The sequence below is a fragment of the Sporosarcina contaminans genome, from assembly GCF_042679045.1.
In the GTDB taxonomy this organism is placed as follows: Bacteria; Bacillota; Bacilli; order Bacillales_A; family Planococcaceae; genus Sporosarcina; species Sporosarcina contaminans.
In genome coordinates this window covers 22,336-40,445 of record NZ_JBHTLT010000046.1, presented here as the reverse complement: position 1 = coordinate 40,445, position 18,110 = coordinate 22,336, and the positions used below count along the sequence as shown (strand labels likewise).

General features: G+C 39.9%; 21 protein-coding genes. 11 read left to right on the top strand and 10 right to left on the bottom strand.

Features of this window, described 5'->3' with window-relative positions; translation table 11 throughout:
- Positions 1–243 precede the first annotated feature (243 nt).
- Complete coding sequence (yugI, locus tag ACFQ38_RS10135; protein ID WP_336824214.1) at positions 244–621, bottom strand: S1 domain-containing post-transcriptional regulator GSP13; 378 nt, start codon at positions 619–621, stop codon at positions 244–246.
- A 395-nt stretch (positions 622–1,016) separates the two neighbouring features.
- Between yugI and ACFQ38_RS10130 the strand changes: the two genes are divergently transcribed.
- Positions 1,017–1,544: a hypothetical protein gene (locus ACFQ38_RS10130; protein ID WP_381480628.1), complete on the top strand. Its 528-nt coding sequence runs from the start codon at positions 1,017–1,019 to the stop codon at positions 1,542–1,544.
- A 138-nt stretch (positions 1,545–1,682) separates the two neighbouring features.
- Here the strand turns inward: ACFQ38_RS10130 and ACFQ38_RS10125 are convergent, their stop codons facing one another.
- The 4 genes from ACFQ38_RS10125 to ACFQ38_RS10110 form a co-directional block, all read right to left on the bottom strand.
- Positions 1,683–2,042 carry a hypothetical protein gene (locus ACFQ38_RS10125; protein WP_336824216.1) on the bottom strand — a complete coding sequence of 120 codons (360 nt, stop codon included), beginning with the start codon at positions 2,040–2,042 and terminating at the stop codon, positions 1,683–1,685.
- Positions 2,043–2,350: 308 nt separating this feature from the next.
- The gene (locus tag ACFQ38_RS10120; protein ID WP_336824217.1) at positions 2,351–3,646 is read right to left on the bottom strand and encodes a hypothetical protein; all 1,296 of its coding nucleotides are present in this window, start codon (positions 3,644–3,646) and stop codon (positions 2,351–2,353) included.
- Positions 3,636–4,187 carry an RNA polymerase sigma factor gene (locus tag ACFQ38_RS10115; protein ID WP_336824218.1) on the bottom strand — a complete coding sequence of 184 codons (552 nt, stop codon included), beginning with the start codon at positions 4,185–4,187 and terminating at the stop codon, positions 3,636–3,638. The genes ACFQ38_RS10120 and ACFQ38_RS10115 overlap by 11 nt, the downstream gene beginning before the upstream one ends.
- Before the next feature lie 103 nt (positions 4,188–4,290).
- Positions 4,291–4,551: a DUF1871 family protein gene (locus ACFQ38_RS10110; RefSeq protein WP_381480625.1), complete on the bottom strand. Its 261-nt coding sequence runs from the start codon at positions 4,549–4,551 to the stop codon at positions 4,291–4,293.
- An 84-nt stretch (positions 4,552–4,635) separates the two neighbouring features.
- Between ACFQ38_RS10110 and ACFQ38_RS10105 the strand changes: the two genes are divergently transcribed.
- On the top strand, positions 4,636–5,811 hold the full coding sequence (locus ACFQ38_RS10105) for a MalY/PatB family protein (RefSeq protein WP_381480623.1): 1,176 nt from the start codon (positions 4,636–4,638) through the stop codon (positions 5,809–5,811).
- Positions 5,812–6,038: 227 nt separating this feature from the next.
- Here the strand turns inward: ACFQ38_RS10105 and ACFQ38_RS10100 are convergent, their stop codons facing one another.
- Positions 6,039–6,257 (bottom strand): hypothetical protein, encoded by a 219-nt coding sequence (locus ACFQ38_RS10100; protein WP_336824221.1) that lies wholly within the window; start codon positions 6,255–6,257, stop codon positions 6,039–6,041.
- A 44-nt stretch (positions 6,258–6,301) separates the two neighbouring features.
- Positions 6,302–6,889 (bottom strand): peptidylprolyl isomerase, encoded by a 588-nt coding sequence (locus ACFQ38_RS10095; RefSeq protein ID WP_336824222.1) that lies wholly within the window; start codon positions 6,887–6,889, stop codon positions 6,302–6,304.
- A gap of 273 nt (positions 6,890–7,162) precedes the next feature.
- Here ACFQ38_RS10095 and ACFQ38_RS10090 point away from each other — a divergent pair, with 273 nt between their 5' ends.
- Both ACFQ38_RS10090 and ACFQ38_RS10085 read left to right on the top strand, forming a co-directional pair.
- Positions 7,163–8,404 carry an MFS transporter gene (locus ACFQ38_RS10090; protein ID WP_336824223.1) on the top strand — a complete coding sequence of 414 codons (1,242 nt, stop codon included), beginning with the start codon at positions 7,163–7,165 and terminating at the stop codon, positions 8,402–8,404.
- 250 nt (positions 8,405–8,654) lie between these two features.
- Positions 8,655–10,508: a transglycosylase domain-containing protein gene (locus ACFQ38_RS10085; protein WP_381480620.1), complete on the top strand. Its 1,854-nt coding sequence runs from the start codon at positions 8,655–8,657 to the stop codon at positions 10,506–10,508.
- A gap of 48 nt (positions 10,509–10,556) precedes the next feature.
- Here ACFQ38_RS10085 and ACFQ38_RS10080 read toward each other — a convergent pair whose 3' ends face one another.
- A complete protein-coding gene (locus ACFQ38_RS10080) occupies positions 10,557–11,132 on the bottom strand; it encodes a YufK family protein (protein WP_336824225.1) in 576 nt (191 codons plus the stop codon).
- Between the two features lie 170 nt (positions 11,133–11,302).
- On the opposite strand from ACFQ38_RS10080, the gene ACFQ38_RS10075 reads away from it, so the two are divergent.
- The 7 genes from ACFQ38_RS10075 (at position 11,303) to mnhG (ending at position 17,198) form a co-directional block, all read left to right on the top strand.
- Positions 11,303–13,711: a Na+/H+ antiporter subunit A gene (locus ACFQ38_RS10075; RefSeq protein WP_336824226.1), complete on the top strand. Its 2,409-nt coding sequence runs from the start codon at positions 11,303–11,305 to the stop codon at positions 13,709–13,711.
- On the top strand, positions 13,698–14,120 hold the full coding sequence (locus ACFQ38_RS10070) for a Na(+)/H(+) antiporter subunit B (RefSeq protein ID WP_336824227.1): 423 nt from the start codon (positions 13,698–13,700) through the stop codon (positions 14,118–14,120). The genes ACFQ38_RS10075 and ACFQ38_RS10070 overlap by 14 nt, the downstream gene beginning before the upstream one ends.
- Positions 14,120–14,461: a Na(+)/H(+) antiporter subunit C gene (locus tag ACFQ38_RS10065; protein ID WP_336824228.1), complete on the top strand. Its 342-nt coding sequence runs from the start codon at positions 14,120–14,122 to the stop codon at positions 14,459–14,461. Before ACFQ38_RS10070 ends, ACFQ38_RS10065 begins: the two co-directional genes overlap by 1 nt.
- Positions 14,454–15,932, top strand: coding sequence for a Na+/H+ antiporter subunit D (locus ACFQ38_RS10060; protein ID WP_336824229.1), 1,479 nt, complete (start codon positions 14,454–14,456; stop codon positions 15,930–15,932). The genes ACFQ38_RS10065 and ACFQ38_RS10060 overlap by 8 nt, the downstream gene beginning before the upstream one ends.
- Before the next feature lie 153 nt (positions 15,933–16,085).
- Positions 16,086–16,565: a Na+/H+ antiporter subunit E gene (locus tag ACFQ38_RS10055; protein WP_381480641.1), complete on the top strand. Its 480-nt coding sequence runs from the start codon at positions 16,086–16,088 to the stop codon at positions 16,563–16,565.
- The gene (locus ACFQ38_RS10050) at positions 16,562–16,843 is read left to right on the top strand and encodes a Na(+)/H(+) antiporter subunit F1 (RefSeq protein WP_336824230.1); all 282 of its coding nucleotides are present in this window, start codon (positions 16,562–16,564) and stop codon (positions 16,841–16,843) included. Before ACFQ38_RS10055 ends, ACFQ38_RS10050 begins: the two co-directional genes overlap by 4 nt.
- Positions 16,827–17,198, top strand: coding sequence for a monovalent cation/H(+) antiporter subunit G (mnhG, locus tag ACFQ38_RS10045; RefSeq protein ID WP_336824231.1), 372 nt, complete (start codon positions 16,827–16,829; stop codon positions 17,196–17,198). The genes ACFQ38_RS10050 and mnhG overlap by 17 nt, the downstream gene beginning before the upstream one ends.
- A gap of 46 nt (positions 17,199–17,244) precedes the next feature.
- Here the strand turns inward: mnhG and ACFQ38_RS10040 are convergent, their stop codons facing one another.
- Together ACFQ38_RS10040 and ACFQ38_RS10035 are read right to left on the bottom strand one after the other, a co-directional pair.
- The gene (locus tag ACFQ38_RS10040) at positions 17,245–17,472 is read right to left on the bottom strand and encodes a hypothetical protein (protein WP_336824232.1); all 228 of its coding nucleotides are present in this window, start codon (positions 17,470–17,472) and stop codon (positions 17,245–17,247) included.
- Between the two features lie 159 nt (positions 17,473–17,631).
- Entirely contained in the window at positions 17,632–18,042 is a 411-nt protein-coding gene (locus tag ACFQ38_RS10035) for an NUDIX hydrolase (protein WP_381480616.1), read from the bottom strand.
- Positions 18,043–18,110: the final 68 nt, after the last annotated feature.

Genomic DNA, 18,110 nt, shown 5'->3' with positions numbered 1-18,110 from the left:
GGCAAAGTATTTTTCCACTTTGCCTACAGTCTATTTAAGGTTTGTAGTCATAGGATAAGCGTTTGCCCAGTTTGGCTTGAAAACACTTGCCAGACAAGGCGCGAAGTCAAGCGAAGACCCGAATAGAACTTTAGGTTCATAAAGGGACGAGCGAGACGAGCAACGCAGTATGCGAGCGTTTGTCAACAAGCTGAGAGAACAGCATAAAATTGCGGTTCTCTCTTTTTACATGTATTCGATTGTTTATTGATACCCCGACCGATCGATCCAGTCTTTCAACTTGTCTTTCAATGAGTTGAATCCTTCAGCATCGTGTTCATTTACGCGGTCTTGCAACGACTTTCGAGGACGGTTGACTTTTTGGTAGGCTTCCGGCTCTTCTAAAAGCGCTTTCATAGATAAGCTGATTTTTCCGGCTGCTTCATTGACATCTAAAACTTTAACTTTTACTTCATCGCCTACCGACAAATATTCATTTATATCTTTGACGAATCCGTATGTGATTTCAGAAATATGGACAAGCCCTTGTGTATCGTCGTCAAGTGCCACGAATGCCCCATATGGCTGAATGCCAGTCACTTTGCCGGAAAGCTCTTCACCCACTTCAAACTTTTTTCCCATGTGAAACAGCTCCCAATCTTTTTGGTATCGATTCTGCCTATACGGCCATCAATAATTATATCATAAAGAGCCCTTTCACAGCAAAACTACAGTTGGTTGAACTATCCAGTTGATACAATTATTCCAAAATATCGTTTAAGGCAATGGCTATGTTAATTATCATTATTGAAATTTGATTAATTTAAAATAAACTTTCCACATATAGGAAGCAAAAGAATTTGTTTGGAGGTCTTGGTTTCAATTCATCGAAATAGAAGAAAATGATAGTAGAAAATTGTTTGCTTCCACTCATTGAAACTTACCTTTCGCTAAGAACGTATCAATAGTAAGTTTATTGTTCAATTGACATGTAGTTTTGCTGAACGAGAATAAATAATTTAAGGGGGTAGAAAGAATTGAAAATAAAATTTTTATTCCTAAGTTTATTAGCGATTTTCTTATTGGCAGCTTGTTCTGACCAAGCTTCTAATAAGTACGATTTGGACAAAATAGTTGCAACCTTAAATGGAAAGGATATAACTACAAGGGATATAATTTCACAGTATCCAATTACCGAAGAAAATATTGAAAATTATTTAAAGCAAGAAATTATCATCGATGAAGCTATGAATAGTGGCATTACAGTAACTAAAGAATATATTAACGAGTTAAAAGAAACGTGGTATCCGAATGCTGAATCAGTTGAAATGGAAAATTTCAATGCAAAAGAAGCAGATGCATTAGGTCTAACTAATGAGGAATATTTCGATATGTGGGCTTCAACTATTTTAGAGAGAGTTGAATACTTCCAAGCCTATATAAAAACAAAATTCGGTGAGCCATCCTCTAATGAGGAAGTCGAAGAATGGGGTAAAAAAATTGATTCCCACGTTAACAATCTTTATGAGAGTTATATTGAAAATAAAAAGTTAATTATCCATTAATACTTTGATGTAACCTCGTCATCGTTCATGTTGTGAATGATGCGGTATAATAAATGAACCAAAAAAGGGACCCAAATTAGGTCCTTTTTTATTGTAAAATAAACCAATTTTTTACATGTCGTAGGCGATAAAGCCGAATCATTCCTTTGCAGCGACTCTCTTTTCTTTTGAGCGCTTCGCTTCTACTATAGAAATAAGGACTACGATCCAAAGAATAGGACTTTTTAATGTAATTCCGACAACGGATTTGCCTCCTAATAAGGTTAGGACGATAATGAGCGACAATAGATAAAGGGTAATGAAAATACCCGATATATGAACTGGATGATCCATATACTTCTCAGTAATACCAGCTACTACAATTAAGAAGACCAAACATAGGATCATCGCCCATTTGGGCAAAATATTGAAAAAGGACATTTTCGGGAAAAAATCGTTGATGATTAATAAAGTAAAGACAAACAAAATGACGCCATATAAAATAGATTGTTTTTTCATAGAATCCCCCGATTTTTAATACTTTCCAATATTTTAACATATAGCGATACTCGCTCCAATAAGTAAAATAAAAGCCCCTATCCTATTTTGAAGAGGCTTCAGACTGCAGTTATGAAATAATTGTTTGCGCAGCTTGGCTTGAAAACGCTTGCCATGTGGAAGGCAGTATAGGTGCGCGACATCCACAGTGCCTTAATTTCCGCAAAGTGGCGTATACGGAAAATCGAACCCTTTGCAGAATCGAGCGTTTGTCAACAAGCTGAAGCCCCTATCCTATTTGGATACGAGGCTACACTGCTTTGAAATTGTTAATCTTCGTTCATGAAACGCTCCAACTGCCCTTCTTTATATAAAACTAGCGCCTCTTCTACAGCATAATAGGAAGTCCTGTCCCATGTTTTAGATGATCGCCAGTTTGAAGCCTCCATTTCTTCGACAATCGGTTTCATAACATAAGTAAGCGGAGTTGCCTTCTCGCTGTCGGCTAGTTTTCTCCATACTTCTTGGTATTCGGAGAGCAATACGCCATTTTCATCGAAAACTACATTTTTATTGTCGCCTTTCAAAACAACATTGAATAACGTTGTAAATTGCGCTTTCATGATTGGATATAAAGTCGAATCTTCCTCCACTGTCATAAGCGTACCTTCCATCATTGACAATATGGAAGGGGTTTCTTCTAACGGATATTCCAAATAACCTCCGTATGTGTATGGTTCTTCAACAAGCATTTGAATATAACCGTAAACACTATGATGAAGCAAGTCATATAGTCTGTCATGGTGAATTGTATTATAATAGTGCGCCTTTATTTCACCGGAACGCTTACTAGTCCGCAGTTGAAATGATTGTTTTGACATTGTTGACAATATCGATTGCAGTGAATCCGGAAATTGGTTACGGCGATCCATTATAATGAGCGCCTTATCAACAGTTGGATCCATTTCATACGAATCAATCGCTTGTTTGTGATCCGTCAAAATAGCATTATAAATCATCGATAGCCTTTCCAGCTTTTTACGATAATGAATGAGGAATTCGATGCTTTTCTCTTCATCTTCCGACAGCGGATTCAACAGTAAATCATCAATCATCTCTGCAGGTGTCTTCAATTGCTCCACAGCTCGCAAATAGTCTTCATAAAATCGATCGTTCGCATTTGCGTTTTGTGAAACAGATTTTACATAATCGTCATGATTCAGTATGGAAATCGAATTGCCTTGGACGTATTGATCAAAATAATGATCATCTAAAGCCAATTCTTTTTGTCGCTTCTCTTTTTCAACTTCAAATTTCTTTTTCAATTCCTCGATGTACTCCTTCTTTGGAACTGAATGGTCGATCTGTTCATTAGCATTCCTGTTTTGATCGACGACAACTCCTGTACCAATTAACCCTATAAGAAAAATGCAACTGATGCCAACCGCCCAAGCAGTTACATGTTGCCGAATCCCGCGCTTTTTCTTAGAAGGTATAGAAAGTCTCTCGGGAGGTTTTGTTTCATCGATTTTTTTAAAAACTTCATCAGGATGAAAAGAGGATGGTACACGGTCATATGCCTTTTTTAAAAGCTCCATTCGCTTTTCAAATTGATCATTGTCCATGTGTCGCACCTCCATAATGGCTCATCTCTTTTTTCAAGCTATCCTTCGCTCTGAAAATCCGGGTTTTCACGTTCGACATTGAAATATTTAATACATCTGCAATTTGCTGGTAGGTTGCATTATGAAAATAAAATAAGATTAATGGAATTCTATATTTTTCATCCAATCGCAAAATAGCTTCATGCAAAACCTTATCCTCTTCAAAAAGAAGCACTTGATTTTCTGCAGAAGGACCGGTCGTTTTCGCTCCTCTTTTCAACACTTCTTCTTTTGCAAGTTCTCGATTCACCTTCCGGTAATAATCCCTCGACGTGTTTAATGTAATTTTATATAGCCAAGTTGTAAAACGCTGGTTATTGAACTGTGGCAAAAATCTGTAAAGTTTAATGAATACCTCTTGCGTGACGTCAGGAATATCATTTAAATGGACTCCGCATTGATACGCAAACTTCTCTACAGTTCGATAATGCATTTCCATCAAAGCTCCAAATGCTGATCGATCCCCATTTTGGGCTTTATGTACTATCTCGATTTCGTCCATCGTTCCCCCTCACTCTCTCTCTTATAATGGTGATACGAACGATCTTTCAATTTTGTTACAAGAAAAAACCACATCTACGTATAGGTAGATGCGGTCTTATTCTTCAAACGATACTTTTCGCCTCGTATTTAATGGCTAATAGCTTATAAGCGATCTGCATGCAATTTTCTATCGGAATCCATATTTTATAGGAGTGTTCATAAATTTCTCTAATCCTTTTTGCAAGATCTGTCGGATGATCTAATGACTGCAATTCCTCGACAACATCCGCAATTTCCACTTCATATGCCCCTTTGCCAATATGGAAAGGATCCCAATCTTGAAGTAATATAATTGCCTTTTTATTCATTTCGATTGTTTGCACGACAATTCACCTTATTTTTTTCTTTTCTTTCGTTTATGATAGCATAGTAGGGAAAAAGAAAAAAGAAAAGAAGGGGATTTTAGTATGAGAGAGTTCGAACAAGTCATTGACCGAAAAAATACAAGATCCGTTAAATGGGGAAACATGGCTGCTGTTTACGGAATCGAAGACGCTTCTGATGTTTTGCCGATGTGGATAGCGGATATGGATTTCAAAGCGCCAGAACCTGTTATTGAAGCTATGAGGGAAAGGCTTGACCATGGTGTATTTGGATACTCCTATATATGTTCGGCATGCAAAGATGCTGTCCGCAACTGGCTTTCTGAACGCCACGGCTGGGAAACGAAGAATGAATGGATGCTTTTCCATCATGGAGTTGTTCCTGCCATTGCGACCGTCGTCGAAACCTTTACAAATGAAGGGGACAATATTTTAATCACTTCACCTGTTTATCCTCCTTTTTTCAATGTGCCTGGCCACCAGCAAAGAAACATTGTCGAATGCCGTATGATTGAAGAAGATGGTAACTATACGATTGACTTTGAGGAATTTGAGCGTTGCTTAAAAAAAGATGTCAAATTATTCATTTTATGCAACCCTCACAATCCTGCAGGGATCGTCTGGTCCAATGAAGAATTGAAACAGATGTTAGAGCTTTGCAACAAATATAACGTTTTAGTACTGTCAGACGAGATTCATGCTGATTTGGTATTACCGGGGTCAGTACATACACCTCTTGCAAAAGTAGCCGAAGAAATTGGCGGACGGGTCATTACATGCGTAGCGCCGACGAAGACATTCAACTTAGCAGGCGTCCAAGCAGCGATTATGATTGCGAAAGATGAAGATCTCCGTGAAGCTCTTCAGAAAAATGCCTTATCTCACGGTCAAATGGACCTTAACGCCTTCGCATCCTCTGCCCTTGTCGCAGCTTATGAAGAAGGTGGCCCGTGGTTAAATAAGCTACTTGAAATCATCTCTTCCAACATGGATTATGTCATTGACAAATTACATGAGGCCGTTCCAAAAATTCATATTCGCAAGCCAGAAGCGACTTATTTATTATGGATCGATTATCGCGACACAGGGCTATCTGAACAAGAAATGATGGACAAGCTTTTGAAGAAAGGCAAATTAGCTCTTGAACCAGGCTCAAAATACGGAGAAGCAGGAAAAGGATTCCTTCGAATGAACATAGCAGCTCCACGCTCAGTTGTAGAAGACGGCGTCGAACGATTCATTACAGCAATGAATTCATAACAGCATTCTTATAATAAGGATGCTTAAACGATAGTCAAACTCGAAAAGCTTCGGAATTCTCCTATAATCTCTTTTTCAAGGAAAATTATACTCCGAAAAGGTGATGAACGCTCCGAATGGGCGCTTTTTACCTGTAGTCAAGACACATTTAAAGTTAGCTACTTAAAAACAAAAGGGTTGGACATCAAATTAATGTCCAACCCTTTTGTCTGTACTTTACAGCATCCTCAATCAATAGGTTGCTGTTTCTCTTTGGCTTCACGGCGTTCGCGTAAAATTTTCTCTTCCAGTTCCTTCGTCTCTTCTTCTTGTTTTTTAGATTTGCGTAAAATCCAAGTAAACGTAATTGCTAATAGAATCATAAAGAAGACAAATGAAAACGCTGCTGGAATGTATTCTGATTTATCTTCCGGAAAATATAGGAACGGCATTAAAATAACGTTCATTTCCGAACACTTCCTTATTGTTCATTTTTCATAAACTTACTTAATTATTTTTGAAGGATTTCGATCGATTCAATGGCAATATCTTCTTTAGGCTTATCTTGTGCGCCAGTTTTTGCTGCCGCAATTTTATCAACAACGTCCATTCCTTCAATCACTTGACCGAACACCGTATGCTTTTGATCCAAATGTGGTGTGCCGCCCTTCTCTTCATAAGCTTCAGCGATTTCATCCGGCCATCCGCCCTTTTTCAGTTGGTCCGCTGACGCTGGCGGATTCGGATTTTGGACGATGAAAAATTGGCTGCCGTTCGTGTTCGGACCAGCATTCGCCATAGATAATGCGCCTCTAATGTTAAATAGATCCATTGTAAATTCATCTTCAAATGAAGATCCGTAAATGCTTTCGCCGCCCATTCCTGTGCCAGTCGGATCTCCGCCTTGAATCATGAAGTCTTGAATAACACGATGGAAAATAATGCCGTCATAATAGCCGTTTTCAGCGTGAGTCAAAAAGTTTTCAACTGTTTTTGGTGCCTTCTCTGGGAAAAGCTTAATTTTAATCGGGCCCATTGTAGTATTCATGACGACCAATGCTTCGTTTGAAGCGACTTCGTTTGTTAATTGTGGATACATAGTCGTAGCCTCCTGTGAATTGTCCTTTGTTCCGCATGCAGAAAGTATAATCATTGTGAAAAGAATCGAGAAAATACCTATCATTTTCTTCATTTTCGTCACCGCCATTAAGTTTATCATAACATCTTTTGTTTATCGATTGATAAGCATGAAACTTCCTTCGATTCCCGAATTGTTTTATAATGGACCTTATAGTAGTTTAACGCGATCGGATACAGGGAATGTCAATTCTGTAAAGATCAATGTCCGACGAAAAGAAAGCGGGTTTCATCGATGAATATACAAAAACGGAATTTCATCATTATCTGGTTTGCCAACTTCCTTGTAGCCGGAACAATGACGATGATTATGCCATTTTTATCTCTGTATATCGAAACGTTTGGCGATCATTCAGATGCTTACGTACAAAAATGGGCTGGTCTCATTTTTGGAGCTACATTCATTACGGCTCTGATCATGTCGCCAATTTGGGGAAGGATCGCGGATAAATACGGTTTTAAGCCGATCTTGCTTATTAACGGCTTTGGAATTGCAACATCCGTCTTCCTTATGGGCTTTGTCCACTCCGTAGAAGCATTCTTCTTACTTCGGTTATTAAACGGTGTTGTGACAGGTTTCATCCCTACCTCACTGGCATTCATCTCATCACAGACGGCAAGAGAAGAGGCAGGAAAAAGATTAGGTACGCTGCAAATGGGCAGTGTGACGGGAACATTGTTCGGCCCGGTATTAGGCGGGTTAATGGCAGATGCATTCGGCTTCAAATATACATTTATCATAACATCTTTTTCAGTCGTCATCGCTGCAATTATCGTCCTATTCGGTATTAAAGAACAAGTGAAAGTAAAAACCGAAAAAAAGGTCCAATACTCCAGAAGAACAATTTTGAGTGGCCTTCTACATCATCGCCTCATGCTGAATATTATGGTCGTCACCGCTTTAATCCAAATCGGGAACTTCAGTATCCAGCCTTTATTATCGCTATACGTTGCCAATTTGACAGATGCAAAAGACGTGGCATTTTTAGCAGGTCTCACCTTCAGCGCAGCAGGAGTCGGCAATTTGCTATTTGCTCGCCGTTGGGGAAAATTAGGTGATGAAATCGGCTATGAAAAAGTATTGGGCGCCTTATTGCTCCTATCATTCATCTTTATTATTCCACAGGCATTCGTCACTTCCATCTGGCAGCTTATGATTTGCAGATTGCTGTTCGGTATTTCAATGGGAGGAATGATCCCAATCACTACAGCGCTTGTTCGCCGCGAAGCACCAATTGACATACAAGGTGAAGTAATGGGCTACAATACAAGCTTCAGGTTTTTAGGCAATATAATCGGCCCGATGTTTGGCGGGATTGTCAGTGGTTTTATAGGCATTTCATCCGTCTTTGTTTTAACGGGTGTCCTGTTTTTATTAGGATTTGGGTTCCTTTATTACGCCAAAAAGAAGCCTGTCCAAGATTTTGAAGATTTCCTATCGAGTCAAGAACGACGCTCTCATATTGAACGTTCGTAAGACAACTATAGTCCTTCGCTCAATGAGCAACCGGATCTTTTAGAATGACTGTAGACAAAGTATCTTCTCTCTTTGTCTACAGTTTTTTTATGTTCTCGATCCATGTTACGCGGAAGGAGGATAGGCGCGATAAAAAATGAAGAAAACTAAATGTTCGATTCGCAGTATGCGAGCGTTTGTCAAACAAGCTAAGCACGCTTCTACAGAAGTATGCTATATTTTTTATAGTACGAAATTGGGAGGATAGCATTTGAAACAGATCATCGGTTTTATTACGATCATCCTCATGACTCTCATTTTAGTCGGTGTACAAAATGCAATTGCAAATGAATGGCATCAAACAACGACGATGAAGTCATCACTTGAAGATTCCATTGAACTTTCTGCCCCAAACAATAAAAATCCGATTCTTTTAACCGATCGCAATGGAAAAATATTTTCAGAGGAATATGTAGAATGGAGAGATCCTCTCCCATTGGATTCGATACCAATGTTTCTTCAACAACTGTTTTTAATGAGTGAAGACCAAGGCTTTTTCGATCATCGTGGCTATGATATTGCCGCCATCGTTCGCGCCTTTGCTGTAAATGCCGCTGCTGATGATGTACAGCAAGGGGCGTCCACAATTACACAGCAAGTAGTGAGAATGCGATTCCTTTCTACAGAAAAAACGTACGAAAGGAAATTTAAAGAATTGCTTTACGCAGCAGAATTGGAAAAGCAAAGTTCAAAAGAAGAAATATTAGAAAGCTATTTGAATGAAATGTATTTTGGCAATCGGGTATATGGGGTCGGTGCTGCTGCCACTTATTATTTTAACCGTCCGTTGGGCGAATTGTCGGAAGCAGAAATGGCTTTCATCGCCGCCATACCGAATAACCCTTCTCTCTACGATCCGCTACGTCACTTTGACCGTACGAAAAAAAGACAGGAAAGGCTCATAGACGTTCTACAAAAAAATGGTGTTATAACAGAAGAAGAAAGCAGCAATTACAAAGCGACACCTATTGAATTAACTATTAAAAAGAAAGCAGGCAATTTCGCCATGTATAGCTCCTTCGTCTTCAACGAATTGACAGAATTAATAGGTGAAGTCGAAGGTTATCATGCAAAGCTGAAGAATGCAGCTTCTGAAGACGAAAAGCGTTCACTACATGAACAACTAAGAAATAGAGTCGCCGACGTTTCTTCAAATGGCCTCATTATCGAAACTGCCCTCAGCTCAGAGAAACAACGACACGATGAAACGGCTCTGAATGCAATTCTCCGTGCGGATGGCCTACAAGCAGGAGCAGTTGTCATAGACAATGAAACGCGGGAGGTTGTTAGTGTATATGGCGGCAAAGAGTACCGGAAATCAGATTTTAACCGGGCATTTCAAGCGATTCGACAACCAGGATCTGCCATTAAACCGATTTTGGTGTATGCGCCTTTTTTTGAAAGCGGACCTTATCATGCAAACACACCGATCGATAGCAGTCCTATTTGTATCGGCTCCTATTGTCCAACAAATATCGGTGGGTATGTTTACGGTATGACGACCGCGATGGAAGCTTTCCGACATAGCCATAACACTGCGGCAGTTCGTCTATTGAGAAGAGTCGGGATTGAAAACGCCTTTCATTTTACGAAACCTTTCAATTTCCAGCATGTTACTGAATCCGACTATACGTACGCAGCTGCACTTGGTGGCTTCCAGCATGGCGTAACACCCTATGAATTGTCATCAAGCTATTCAAGTTTCATAGACGGAACGTTTAAGCCTGCTCGCTCGATAAGGCAGGTAAAAGATCGGGAAGGCAATGTCCTCTATGAATGGAAGGACACTACAGTAGACGTTTGGTCCTCTTCAACTGTTTCAACGATACGAGATCTAATGAAAGACGTTGTTTTGAATGGGACGGGAAGAGGAATCAGCTATACAACTTCTTATACTGGTGCAAAAACTGGTACGACCGATCATTATAAAGACCTATGGGTTGCAGGGTTGAATGATCATTACACGACAGCTGTTTGGATTGGGTACGATCAACCGACACCAATAAAACGGTATAGTGACCAAAAGATTCATATACGGGCATTCTCTTCTTTATTGCAAGACTAATAAAAATCGGCGAATAAGGTACTTTCCTTATTCGCCGATTTCGCTATTTCAAGCTGTCTTTTTCAATTCAAACGGTAAACTTGCAAGTACACCGTTGTACAATTTCAATAAAATATAAATAATTACGGATAATAGGACGCTCCAAACCATTATTTCGAAAACCATCAACCCAATTGTATTCCCTATTGTCATATATTTGCTCAATATGTACACTACAAATACGAAATAAACGAATGTTGTCAATAAAAAAAGAATGATGAGCACTTTCAGTGACTGAATGCCCGCGACAGAAGCGACAGCCCCGAAAAAATAGATCAAATTTCCACTTTTCGCCTTGCTATAGGACTCGCCCATCGCATCTTTTGAAAAAAAGAGCATCGCCGTTTCGTGAATCGTTTCCGCTATTAACTTCATTGCCGAAAATACCATAAAAAAAAGTAAAGCATAGATGATCAACAGAAAAATCCGAAGCTGGACATCCGTCAAAAACTCCCTCATTCCTGCGTAAAGACCAATCTGTTTAAATAGATTCACCGAAAAACCGACTAAATAAACCCCAAATGTCAAACTGAAAAGGGAGATTGTGACAAATGGCAAATAACCGAACACATAAGGATTTCTCATTTTGCACCCCGATAAACGTTTTCTCCGATTTATTTTCACTCTCTATAATATAGGAAGAGATTCGATTCACGCAACAAAGTTAGTGAGTAAGCCATGCAAACCCGTTCATTTTGCGTTATACTTTTACACAATGCAAAGAATAATAATTCAATGTTGGAAGGAGGATTTACTTGGAATTTGTACTTTTAATATTCCTGCCTATTGTGGCTGCTATTTTCATTCCTTTCCTCTTTAGAAAAATGAAAGGCATACATACTGGTTGGTTTGTACTAAGCATTCCTGTACTGTTATTCATTTATTATGCAACATTTATCCCTACTACGATGGATGGTGGACATGCAATATCTGAATTGCAATGGATCCCTTCAATGGGCATCTCGTTTGTCTCCTATTTGGATGGGCTAAGTTTATTGTTTACTTTGCTTATTACGGGAATCGGCTCTTTAGTCGTGCTCTATTCAATCTTTTATCTCGATAAAAAGAAGGAAAAATTAGGGAACTTCTATGTCTATCTTCTACTTTTCATGAGCGCAATGTTAGGTGTTGTACAGTCGGATAATGTCATTTCCCTGTACTTGTTCTGGGAACTGACATCCATTTCATCATTCTTGCTGATCGGTTATTGGTATACGCGCGACGGCTCACGTTTCGGCGCTCTGAAATCGATGATGATTACTGTGTTCGGCGGATTGATGATGTTAGGTGGATTTACATTGCTTGGCATTATGGGCGATACTTTTTCAATCCGGGAGTTGATTGCAAACTCGGATGTACTTTTTAACCACGAGTTCTTTACGCTTTCTCTTATTCTGATATTGTTGGGAGCGTTTACAAAATCTGCACAATTCCCTTTTTATATTTGGTTGCCCGATGCAATGGAGGCACCAACGCCCGTCAGTGCATATTTGCACTCTGCTACGATGGTAAAAGCAGGAATCTACTTAGTTGCACGGTTTACGCCGATTTATGCAGCATCTGAATTATGGATTTGGCTCGTCACCGGCATTGGCCTATTAACTTTATTTTGGGGCTCTTTCTTTGCCGTGAAACAAGTTGATCTGAAAGCGATCTTAGCCTTCTCAACGGTCAGCCAGCTTGGACTGATTATGTCGCTTCTTGGTGCAGGAGCAATTACGTTCCATTCGGACGAACAGATTTTTACATTTGCTATGTTCGCTGCTATTTTCCACCTGATCAACCATGCGACATTTAAAGGCAGTTTGTTTATGATTGCAGGTATCGTTGATCATGAAACTGGGACGAGGGATATACGGAAATTAGGCGGATTAATGAGCATCATGCCAATCAGTTTCACAGTTGCCTTCATTGGTTCCATGTCAATGGCTGGTTTGCCGCCTTTCAATGGCTTTTTAAGTAAAGAGATGTTTTTGCAATCGATGCTTGCAATTGGGCAATTTAATTTGTTCAACTTTGACACGTGGGGCTTCTTATTCCCTGTCATAGCTTGGATTGCAAGTGTGTTCACATTTATTTATAGTTTCTATTTTGTGTTTAGGACATTTGCAGGCAAGAAAAAAGCAGAATCCTTGCCGAACGAACCGCATGAAGCACCATTTGGCATGCTTTTATCTCCAGTTATTTTGGCGGTTCTTGTCATTACTATTTTCTTCATACCTAATCTAGTTGGTAAATGGCTTGTGAAGCCGGCTGTAATGGCCGCTCAACCGTATGCATTTGAACATCCATCAGAAGTCGCCATTCATGTATCGGCATGGCACGGATTTGCTTCTGCGGAATTATGGATGACGATCGGTGTCATTGTTGCTGGTACATTATTGTACTTATCATTGTCAAAATGGCAAAAGTACTATTCTATACAACCCGATTATCTTTCATTGAACGCTTTCTACGATGCAACGATGACCTTTGGAGAGAAAGGCATGAACCGTCTTTCACGCTCCTATATGACCGGTTTAATTCGGTCGTACTTACTTTATATATTCGCTTTCATTTCGATTATGATGATTGTGGTATTGTTCATGAAGGACGCCTTTGCTGTCGATTTCAGCAGTTTCTCGAAAGTGAGTATGTATGCCGCGTTGAATGGAGTAATTCTGTTGTTAGCCGTCATTTTTGTGTTACTTTCGAAAACACGCCTCGGAGCGATTATTTCATTAGGTGCGGTCGGCTATTCAGTTGCTCTATTTTTCGTCATTTTCAAAGCTCCAGATTTGGCTTTGACGCAATTAGTTATTGAAACCGTGTCGGTAGCCTTATTCATGTTGGCATTCAAACATTTGCCTGCCTTATCCGACCACGGAGAAAAGAAGCAAACAAAATTGGTGAATGCGATTGTCGCTTTAGGTGTCGGTGTAACAGTTACATTAATGGCATTGTCAACGCACTCTCAAAAATTTGTTGAGTCCATTTCACAATATTATAAGGACACCGTCCATACAGAAGCTGGCGGGGGCAATATCGTTAACGTTATACTTGTAGATTACCGTGGATTCGATACATTATTCGAAATTGCTGTTCTATCAATTGCAGGTATCGGAGTTTTAGGTATGATTAAACTTCGTTTGGCAAGAAAGGAGAAATTAGATGAGGACAAATGACGTCATATTACAGACGACAACGAAAGTCGTGTTTTTCATCATCTTTCTTTTTTCGATTCATATTTTCTTTGCAGGGCACTATACACCCGGGGGCGGATTTGTAGGCGGTCTTCTGACGACAGGAGCAATCGTCCTTCTGCTCCTATCATTCGATTTAAAAACTGTACAGAAGGCATTGCCATTTAATTTTACGGTCGTTACGGCGATCGGCCTCCTACTGTCTTTAGGCACTGCCGCAGGTTCCATATTTTTTAACGTTCCATTCTTCACCCATGCTTTTGACGACTTCAATTTGCCTTTATTTGGGGAAACTTCTCTCCATACGGCGATGATTTTTGACGCAGGTGTTTATCTCGTCGTCGTCGGCTCTGCTATTACTATTATTCAAGCGATCGGAGGGGATTCATAATGGAGTTTTTAATGGCCATTTTGATCGGGGTCCTATTTACCGCCGCGGTCTATCTAATCCTGTCAAGAAGCTTGCTTAAAATCATTGTTGGAACAGGTTTGTTAAGCCATGGTGCCCATCTTCTTATTTTAACAATGGGCGGCTTAGGTGGAGCTTCACCTCCCGTCCTATTGGAAGGCGTGACGGATTTTGCGGATCCCCTTCCACAAGCGCTCATTTTGACTGCCATCGTAATTAGTTTCGGTGTGACGGCATTCATACTCGTCATGGCCTACCGTGCTTACGCCGTGCATAAGACTGATAATATGAATCTGATGAAAGGAAATGACGAACATGATTAACTTGCTTTTATTTCCGATCATTCTGCCATTCCTTTTCGCGATTCTTCTTTTATTTTTTAAAGAGCAAGTCAAGACGCAACGGGTATTGACTGTGATCGGTTTGCTTATAAGCCTTTGTTCTTCGTTCTACTTGATTTGGACTATAAAGCAGGAAGGGATACAAACGGTCACTTTAGGAAGCTGGCCTGCGCCTTTTGGAATTACGATGGTATCTGACATGTTTTCGGCCATCTTAGTGACAACAACGTTGCTCATCACTTTCTTTATCGTTCTGTACAGCTTTCCTACGATTGGTAAAGGACGCGAACAATACTTTTATTACCCTGCAATCCTCTTTATGATTACAGGTGTGAATGGTGCGTTTACAACAGGCGATATTTTCAATATGTTTGTCTTTTTCGAGGTTCTGCTCATCGCATCTTACTTACTCATCGTCTTAGGCGGTGAAAAGAAACAGTTGCGTGAATCGATTAAGTACATAATTATTAATGTTGTCTCATCCGCTTTATTTGTCATTACAGTTGCAATGCTCTATTCCGTTGTAGGGACGTTGAATATGGCTGATATAGCTGCCAAGATTGCTCAAATCGAACAACCTGCCATCATTTCTGTCATTGCGATATTATTGCTCATCGTATTCGGCATTAAAGGTTCATTGTTCCCGCTTTATTTTTGGCTTCCAGGATCGTATGCTGCACCTCCTATTCCTGTATTATCTTTGTTTGGTGCATTGCTTACGAAAGTTGGTATTTACGCGATTATGCGGACGTACACTTTGTTTTTCGTGCATGACATGGCCTTTACGCATGGGATTTTGATGGCTTTATCCATTCTGACAATTATCGCAGGATGTATCGGCGCCCTTGCCTACTTCGATTTAAAACAGATCATTATATACAATATTGTCATTGCAGTAGGCGTTATTCTTTACGGTGCTGCTCAAATGAATGAATCGGGACTGTCTGGCGCAGTATTTTATCTCGTTCATGACATGTTGATCAAAGCGGCGTTATTCCTGCTAATCGGCATGATCATTTATGTTACCGGGACATCGAATTTAAGGAAAATGGGCGGATTGATGAAAACACATCCTGCCTTGGGTTGGTTTTATTTAATTGCAGCTTTCGGATTAGCGGGTATTCCGCCACTGAGCGGCTTCATAGGAAAATTGCTCATCGTACGCGGAGCTTTTGAAGCAGAGCATATTTGGGGCAGCATTATTATTTTGCTATCGAGCCTTATCGTGCTGCTATCTGTTATTCGGATTTTCATTTATGCGTTCTGGGGAGAGCCACAGAATCTGCCGAAAACGAAAACGAAGCCTTATGTACAAATGATGATTCCTACGCTTTCATTAGTATTGCTATCCGTTCTGTATGGAATCGGGGTAGAATGGTTCGCTCCATATATAGCTGATGCCACGGACGTATTACTGCAACCATCGATCTATATTGACGCAGTGCTAAAGTAAACTTTCATTAGTGGACATTGCTCATTAATTGATAGTGGTACAAATCGGGCATTGCCGAACTGTTGCCCCTTCTTACAATCTATCGGTGAACAACGGCTTATAAATTGAGAAGGGGAGCAGTTAATGAATGCGAGGATAAAGGAGTTGATGTCGATGGCCTTTCAAATATTATTGAATTTCTTTGTAGCTGTTGTATGGATGTTCATGAATTCTTCATTCAATGCAACTACATTCATTATTGGTTATTTAATCGGATTGATACTGATTATAGTTGCAAGACGTTTCTTTCCTTCCAGGTTGTATATAGGGCGGCTTTGGGCGGCAATTAAACTGACATTGTTATTTTTCAAAGAATTGACTTTATCAAATCTATCCGTTTTATCGCTCGTCATTAAGCCGAAATTGGATATTCAACCAATGATTTTTGCAATGCCGACCGATTTAGACCATGATTGGGAAATTACGCTTTTATCGAGTTTGATCACGTTAACACCAGGAACAATTGTGTTATACGTTTCTGACGATCAAAAGACATTGTACATCCATTCGATCGATGTAGATGACGTGGACGAAGCAATCTGGTCAATCAAAAATTCTTTTGAGAAAGCGATTATGGAGGTGAGCCGGGCATGACAGTTTTTATATGGTGCAGTCTCATCTTCGTTATTTTGTCGATGTGCGGAATTATGTACCGCGTCTTCAAAGGGCCGTCCGTTCCAGATCGGTTGATTGCTCTTGATGGTATCGGAGTTATGCTCATTTCATCGATTGCTCTCCTGTCGATTCTTTTTGATACTCCATTTTTTATCGATGTTATTTTATTGATTGCGATTATGTCTTTCATCGGAACGGTTTCCTTCTCCAAATTCATCGAGAGAGGAGAGATTATCGAACGTGAACGTCCTCACTAATATTTTAATAATTGTCCCTATCGTAGTCGGTGTATTGTTCACGATTGTGACAATGATCGGTATTTTACGGCTGCCAGATGTATATACGCGTGCTCATGCAGCTTCGAAAAGCGCCACATTAGGCGTTCTAAGTATTCTATTAGGCGTTTTCTTTCATTTTTGGTTGAAGGAGGGGCATTTCAGTATACAGCTCCTCTTAGGGATCCTTTTCCTCTTCATCACATCGCCGATTGGAGGACATCTAATGGGGCGTGCGGCATATATGTCCGGCGTCAAACCTACTGATCGTACCGTCGGTGATGATTTAAAAGAAGTCGTTGCTGAAGCGACGAAGAACAAACAATTAAAGGATTAAAAAAACACACCCGCTGTTCCTAACGAAAGGAACCGGGTGTGTTTTTTTAATAATACGGAAATCCAAAAGGTGAATAAAATGGATATGGTGAAAATCCACCGTAAAATGGAGAAAAACCACCATAATTATATGGATAAGAAGGGAACAATGCATTCCCGAGGAAACCGCCTACCAATCCACCTAAAAATGGTCCTCCAAATCCAAAACCGAATCCATCATAACCTCCAAATCCACGACCATAAGGTCCTCTGCCAAATCTGCCATACCGTGGCATTCGTCATCCCCCTTTCTCACCTATCCTATTCGAATCGGGCGGTATGTAGAGGGGCGAATGCCCATTCTTGCACAATTAGGTTCACTTTCTGGCACCATCCCTGCGAATCCTATTCGTTCCACTATTTTTTCTATGAACTACCGTACATTTAGTATAAACTTACCGTATTCCTTGATTAAAATAAGGTGCATTACCTGACAAAACTTTATGAATGCCATTTAAATAAGGTGCCCTTCGTTCAACTTGATCCATATCGACCCACTCAATATCGAATATTTCTTCAGGCATTTTAATTTCCTCGTTGCCACTAATGATCTTTCCTTCAAAAGTAAAGAAAATCGCATGATGATTCCGCTCTGAGAACTTTACTTCGTCAATGGCCATGATATTTCCTATTTTAATGATTAACTTCGTTTCTTCATATGCCTCGCGTACTGCAGCCTCTGCTAAAGTTTCTCCCTTTTCTACTCTTCCCCCAGGAAAAGACCAATGCCCCTCATGGTTTTCAACCATTAATACTTGACCCTCACTATTTTGTATAAATGCATAGACAACTTTTATTTCCTCCAAAAAATCTCCCCCCAAAAAAACATCCGCTCGTTTTGTAATGACCAACGAACGGATGTTAAACATTTCAT

Excerpts from the sequence above, each read along its gene's own strand:
- ACFQ38_RS10100 (WP_336824221.1), bottom strand. The coding sequence starts at position 6,257 with ATGAACGTTATTTTAATGCCGTTCCTATATTTTCCGGAAGATAAATCA.
- ACFQ38_RS10105 (WP_381480623.1), top strand. The coding sequence starts at position 4,636 with ATGAGAGAGTTCGAACAAGTCATTGACCGAAAAAATACAAGATCCGTT.
- ACFQ38_RS10120 (WP_336824217.1), bottom strand. The coding sequence starts at position 3,646 with ATGGACAATGATCAATTTGAAAAGCGAATGGAGCTTTTAAAAAAGGCA.
- ACFQ38_RS10115 (WP_336824218.1), bottom strand. The coding sequence starts at position 4,187 with ATGGACGAAATCGAGATAGTACATAAAGCCCAAAATGGGGATCGATCA.
- ACFQ38_RS10040 (WP_336824232.1), bottom strand. The coding sequence starts at position 17,472 with ATGCCACGGTATGGCAGATTTGGCAGAGGACCTTATGGTCGTGGATTT.
- ACFQ38_RS10055 (WP_381480641.1), top strand. The coding sequence starts at position 16,086 with ATGGCCTTTCAAATATTATTGAATTTCTTTGTAGCTGTTGTATGGATG.
- ACFQ38_RS10060 (WP_336824229.1), top strand. The coding sequence starts at position 14,454 with ATGATTAACTTGCTTTTATTTCCGATCATTCTGCCATTCCTTTTCGCG.
- ACFQ38_RS10125 (WP_336824216.1), bottom strand. The coding sequence starts at position 2,042 with ATGAAAAAACAATCTATTTTATATGGCGTCATTTTGTTTGTCTTTACT.
- ACFQ38_RS10090 (WP_336824223.1), top strand. The coding sequence starts at position 7,163 with ATGAATATACAAAAACGGAATTTCATCATTATCTGGTTTGCCAACTTC.
- ACFQ38_RS10050 (WP_336824230.1), top strand. The coding sequence starts at position 16,562 with ATGACAGTTTTTATATGGTGCAGTCTCATCTTCGTTATTTTGTCGATG.
- ACFQ38_RS10095 (WP_336824222.1), bottom strand. The coding sequence starts at position 6,889 with ATGTATCCACAATTAACAAACGAAGTCGCTTCAAACGAAGCATTGGTC.
- ACFQ38_RS10070 (WP_336824227.1), top strand. The coding sequence starts at position 13,698 with ATGAGGACAAATGACGTCATATTACAGACGACAACGAAAGTCGTGTTT.
- yugI (WP_336824214.1), bottom strand. The coding sequence starts at position 621 with ATGGGAAAAAAGTTTGAAGTGGGTGAAGAGCTTTCCGGCAAAGTGACT.
- ACFQ38_RS10080 (WP_336824225.1), bottom strand. The coding sequence starts at position 11,132 with ATGAGAAATCCTTATGTGTTCGGTTATTTGCCATTTGTCACAATCTCC.
- ACFQ38_RS10065 (WP_336824228.1), top strand. The coding sequence starts at position 14,120 with ATGGAGTTTTTAATGGCCATTTTGATCGGGGTCCTATTTACCGCCGCG.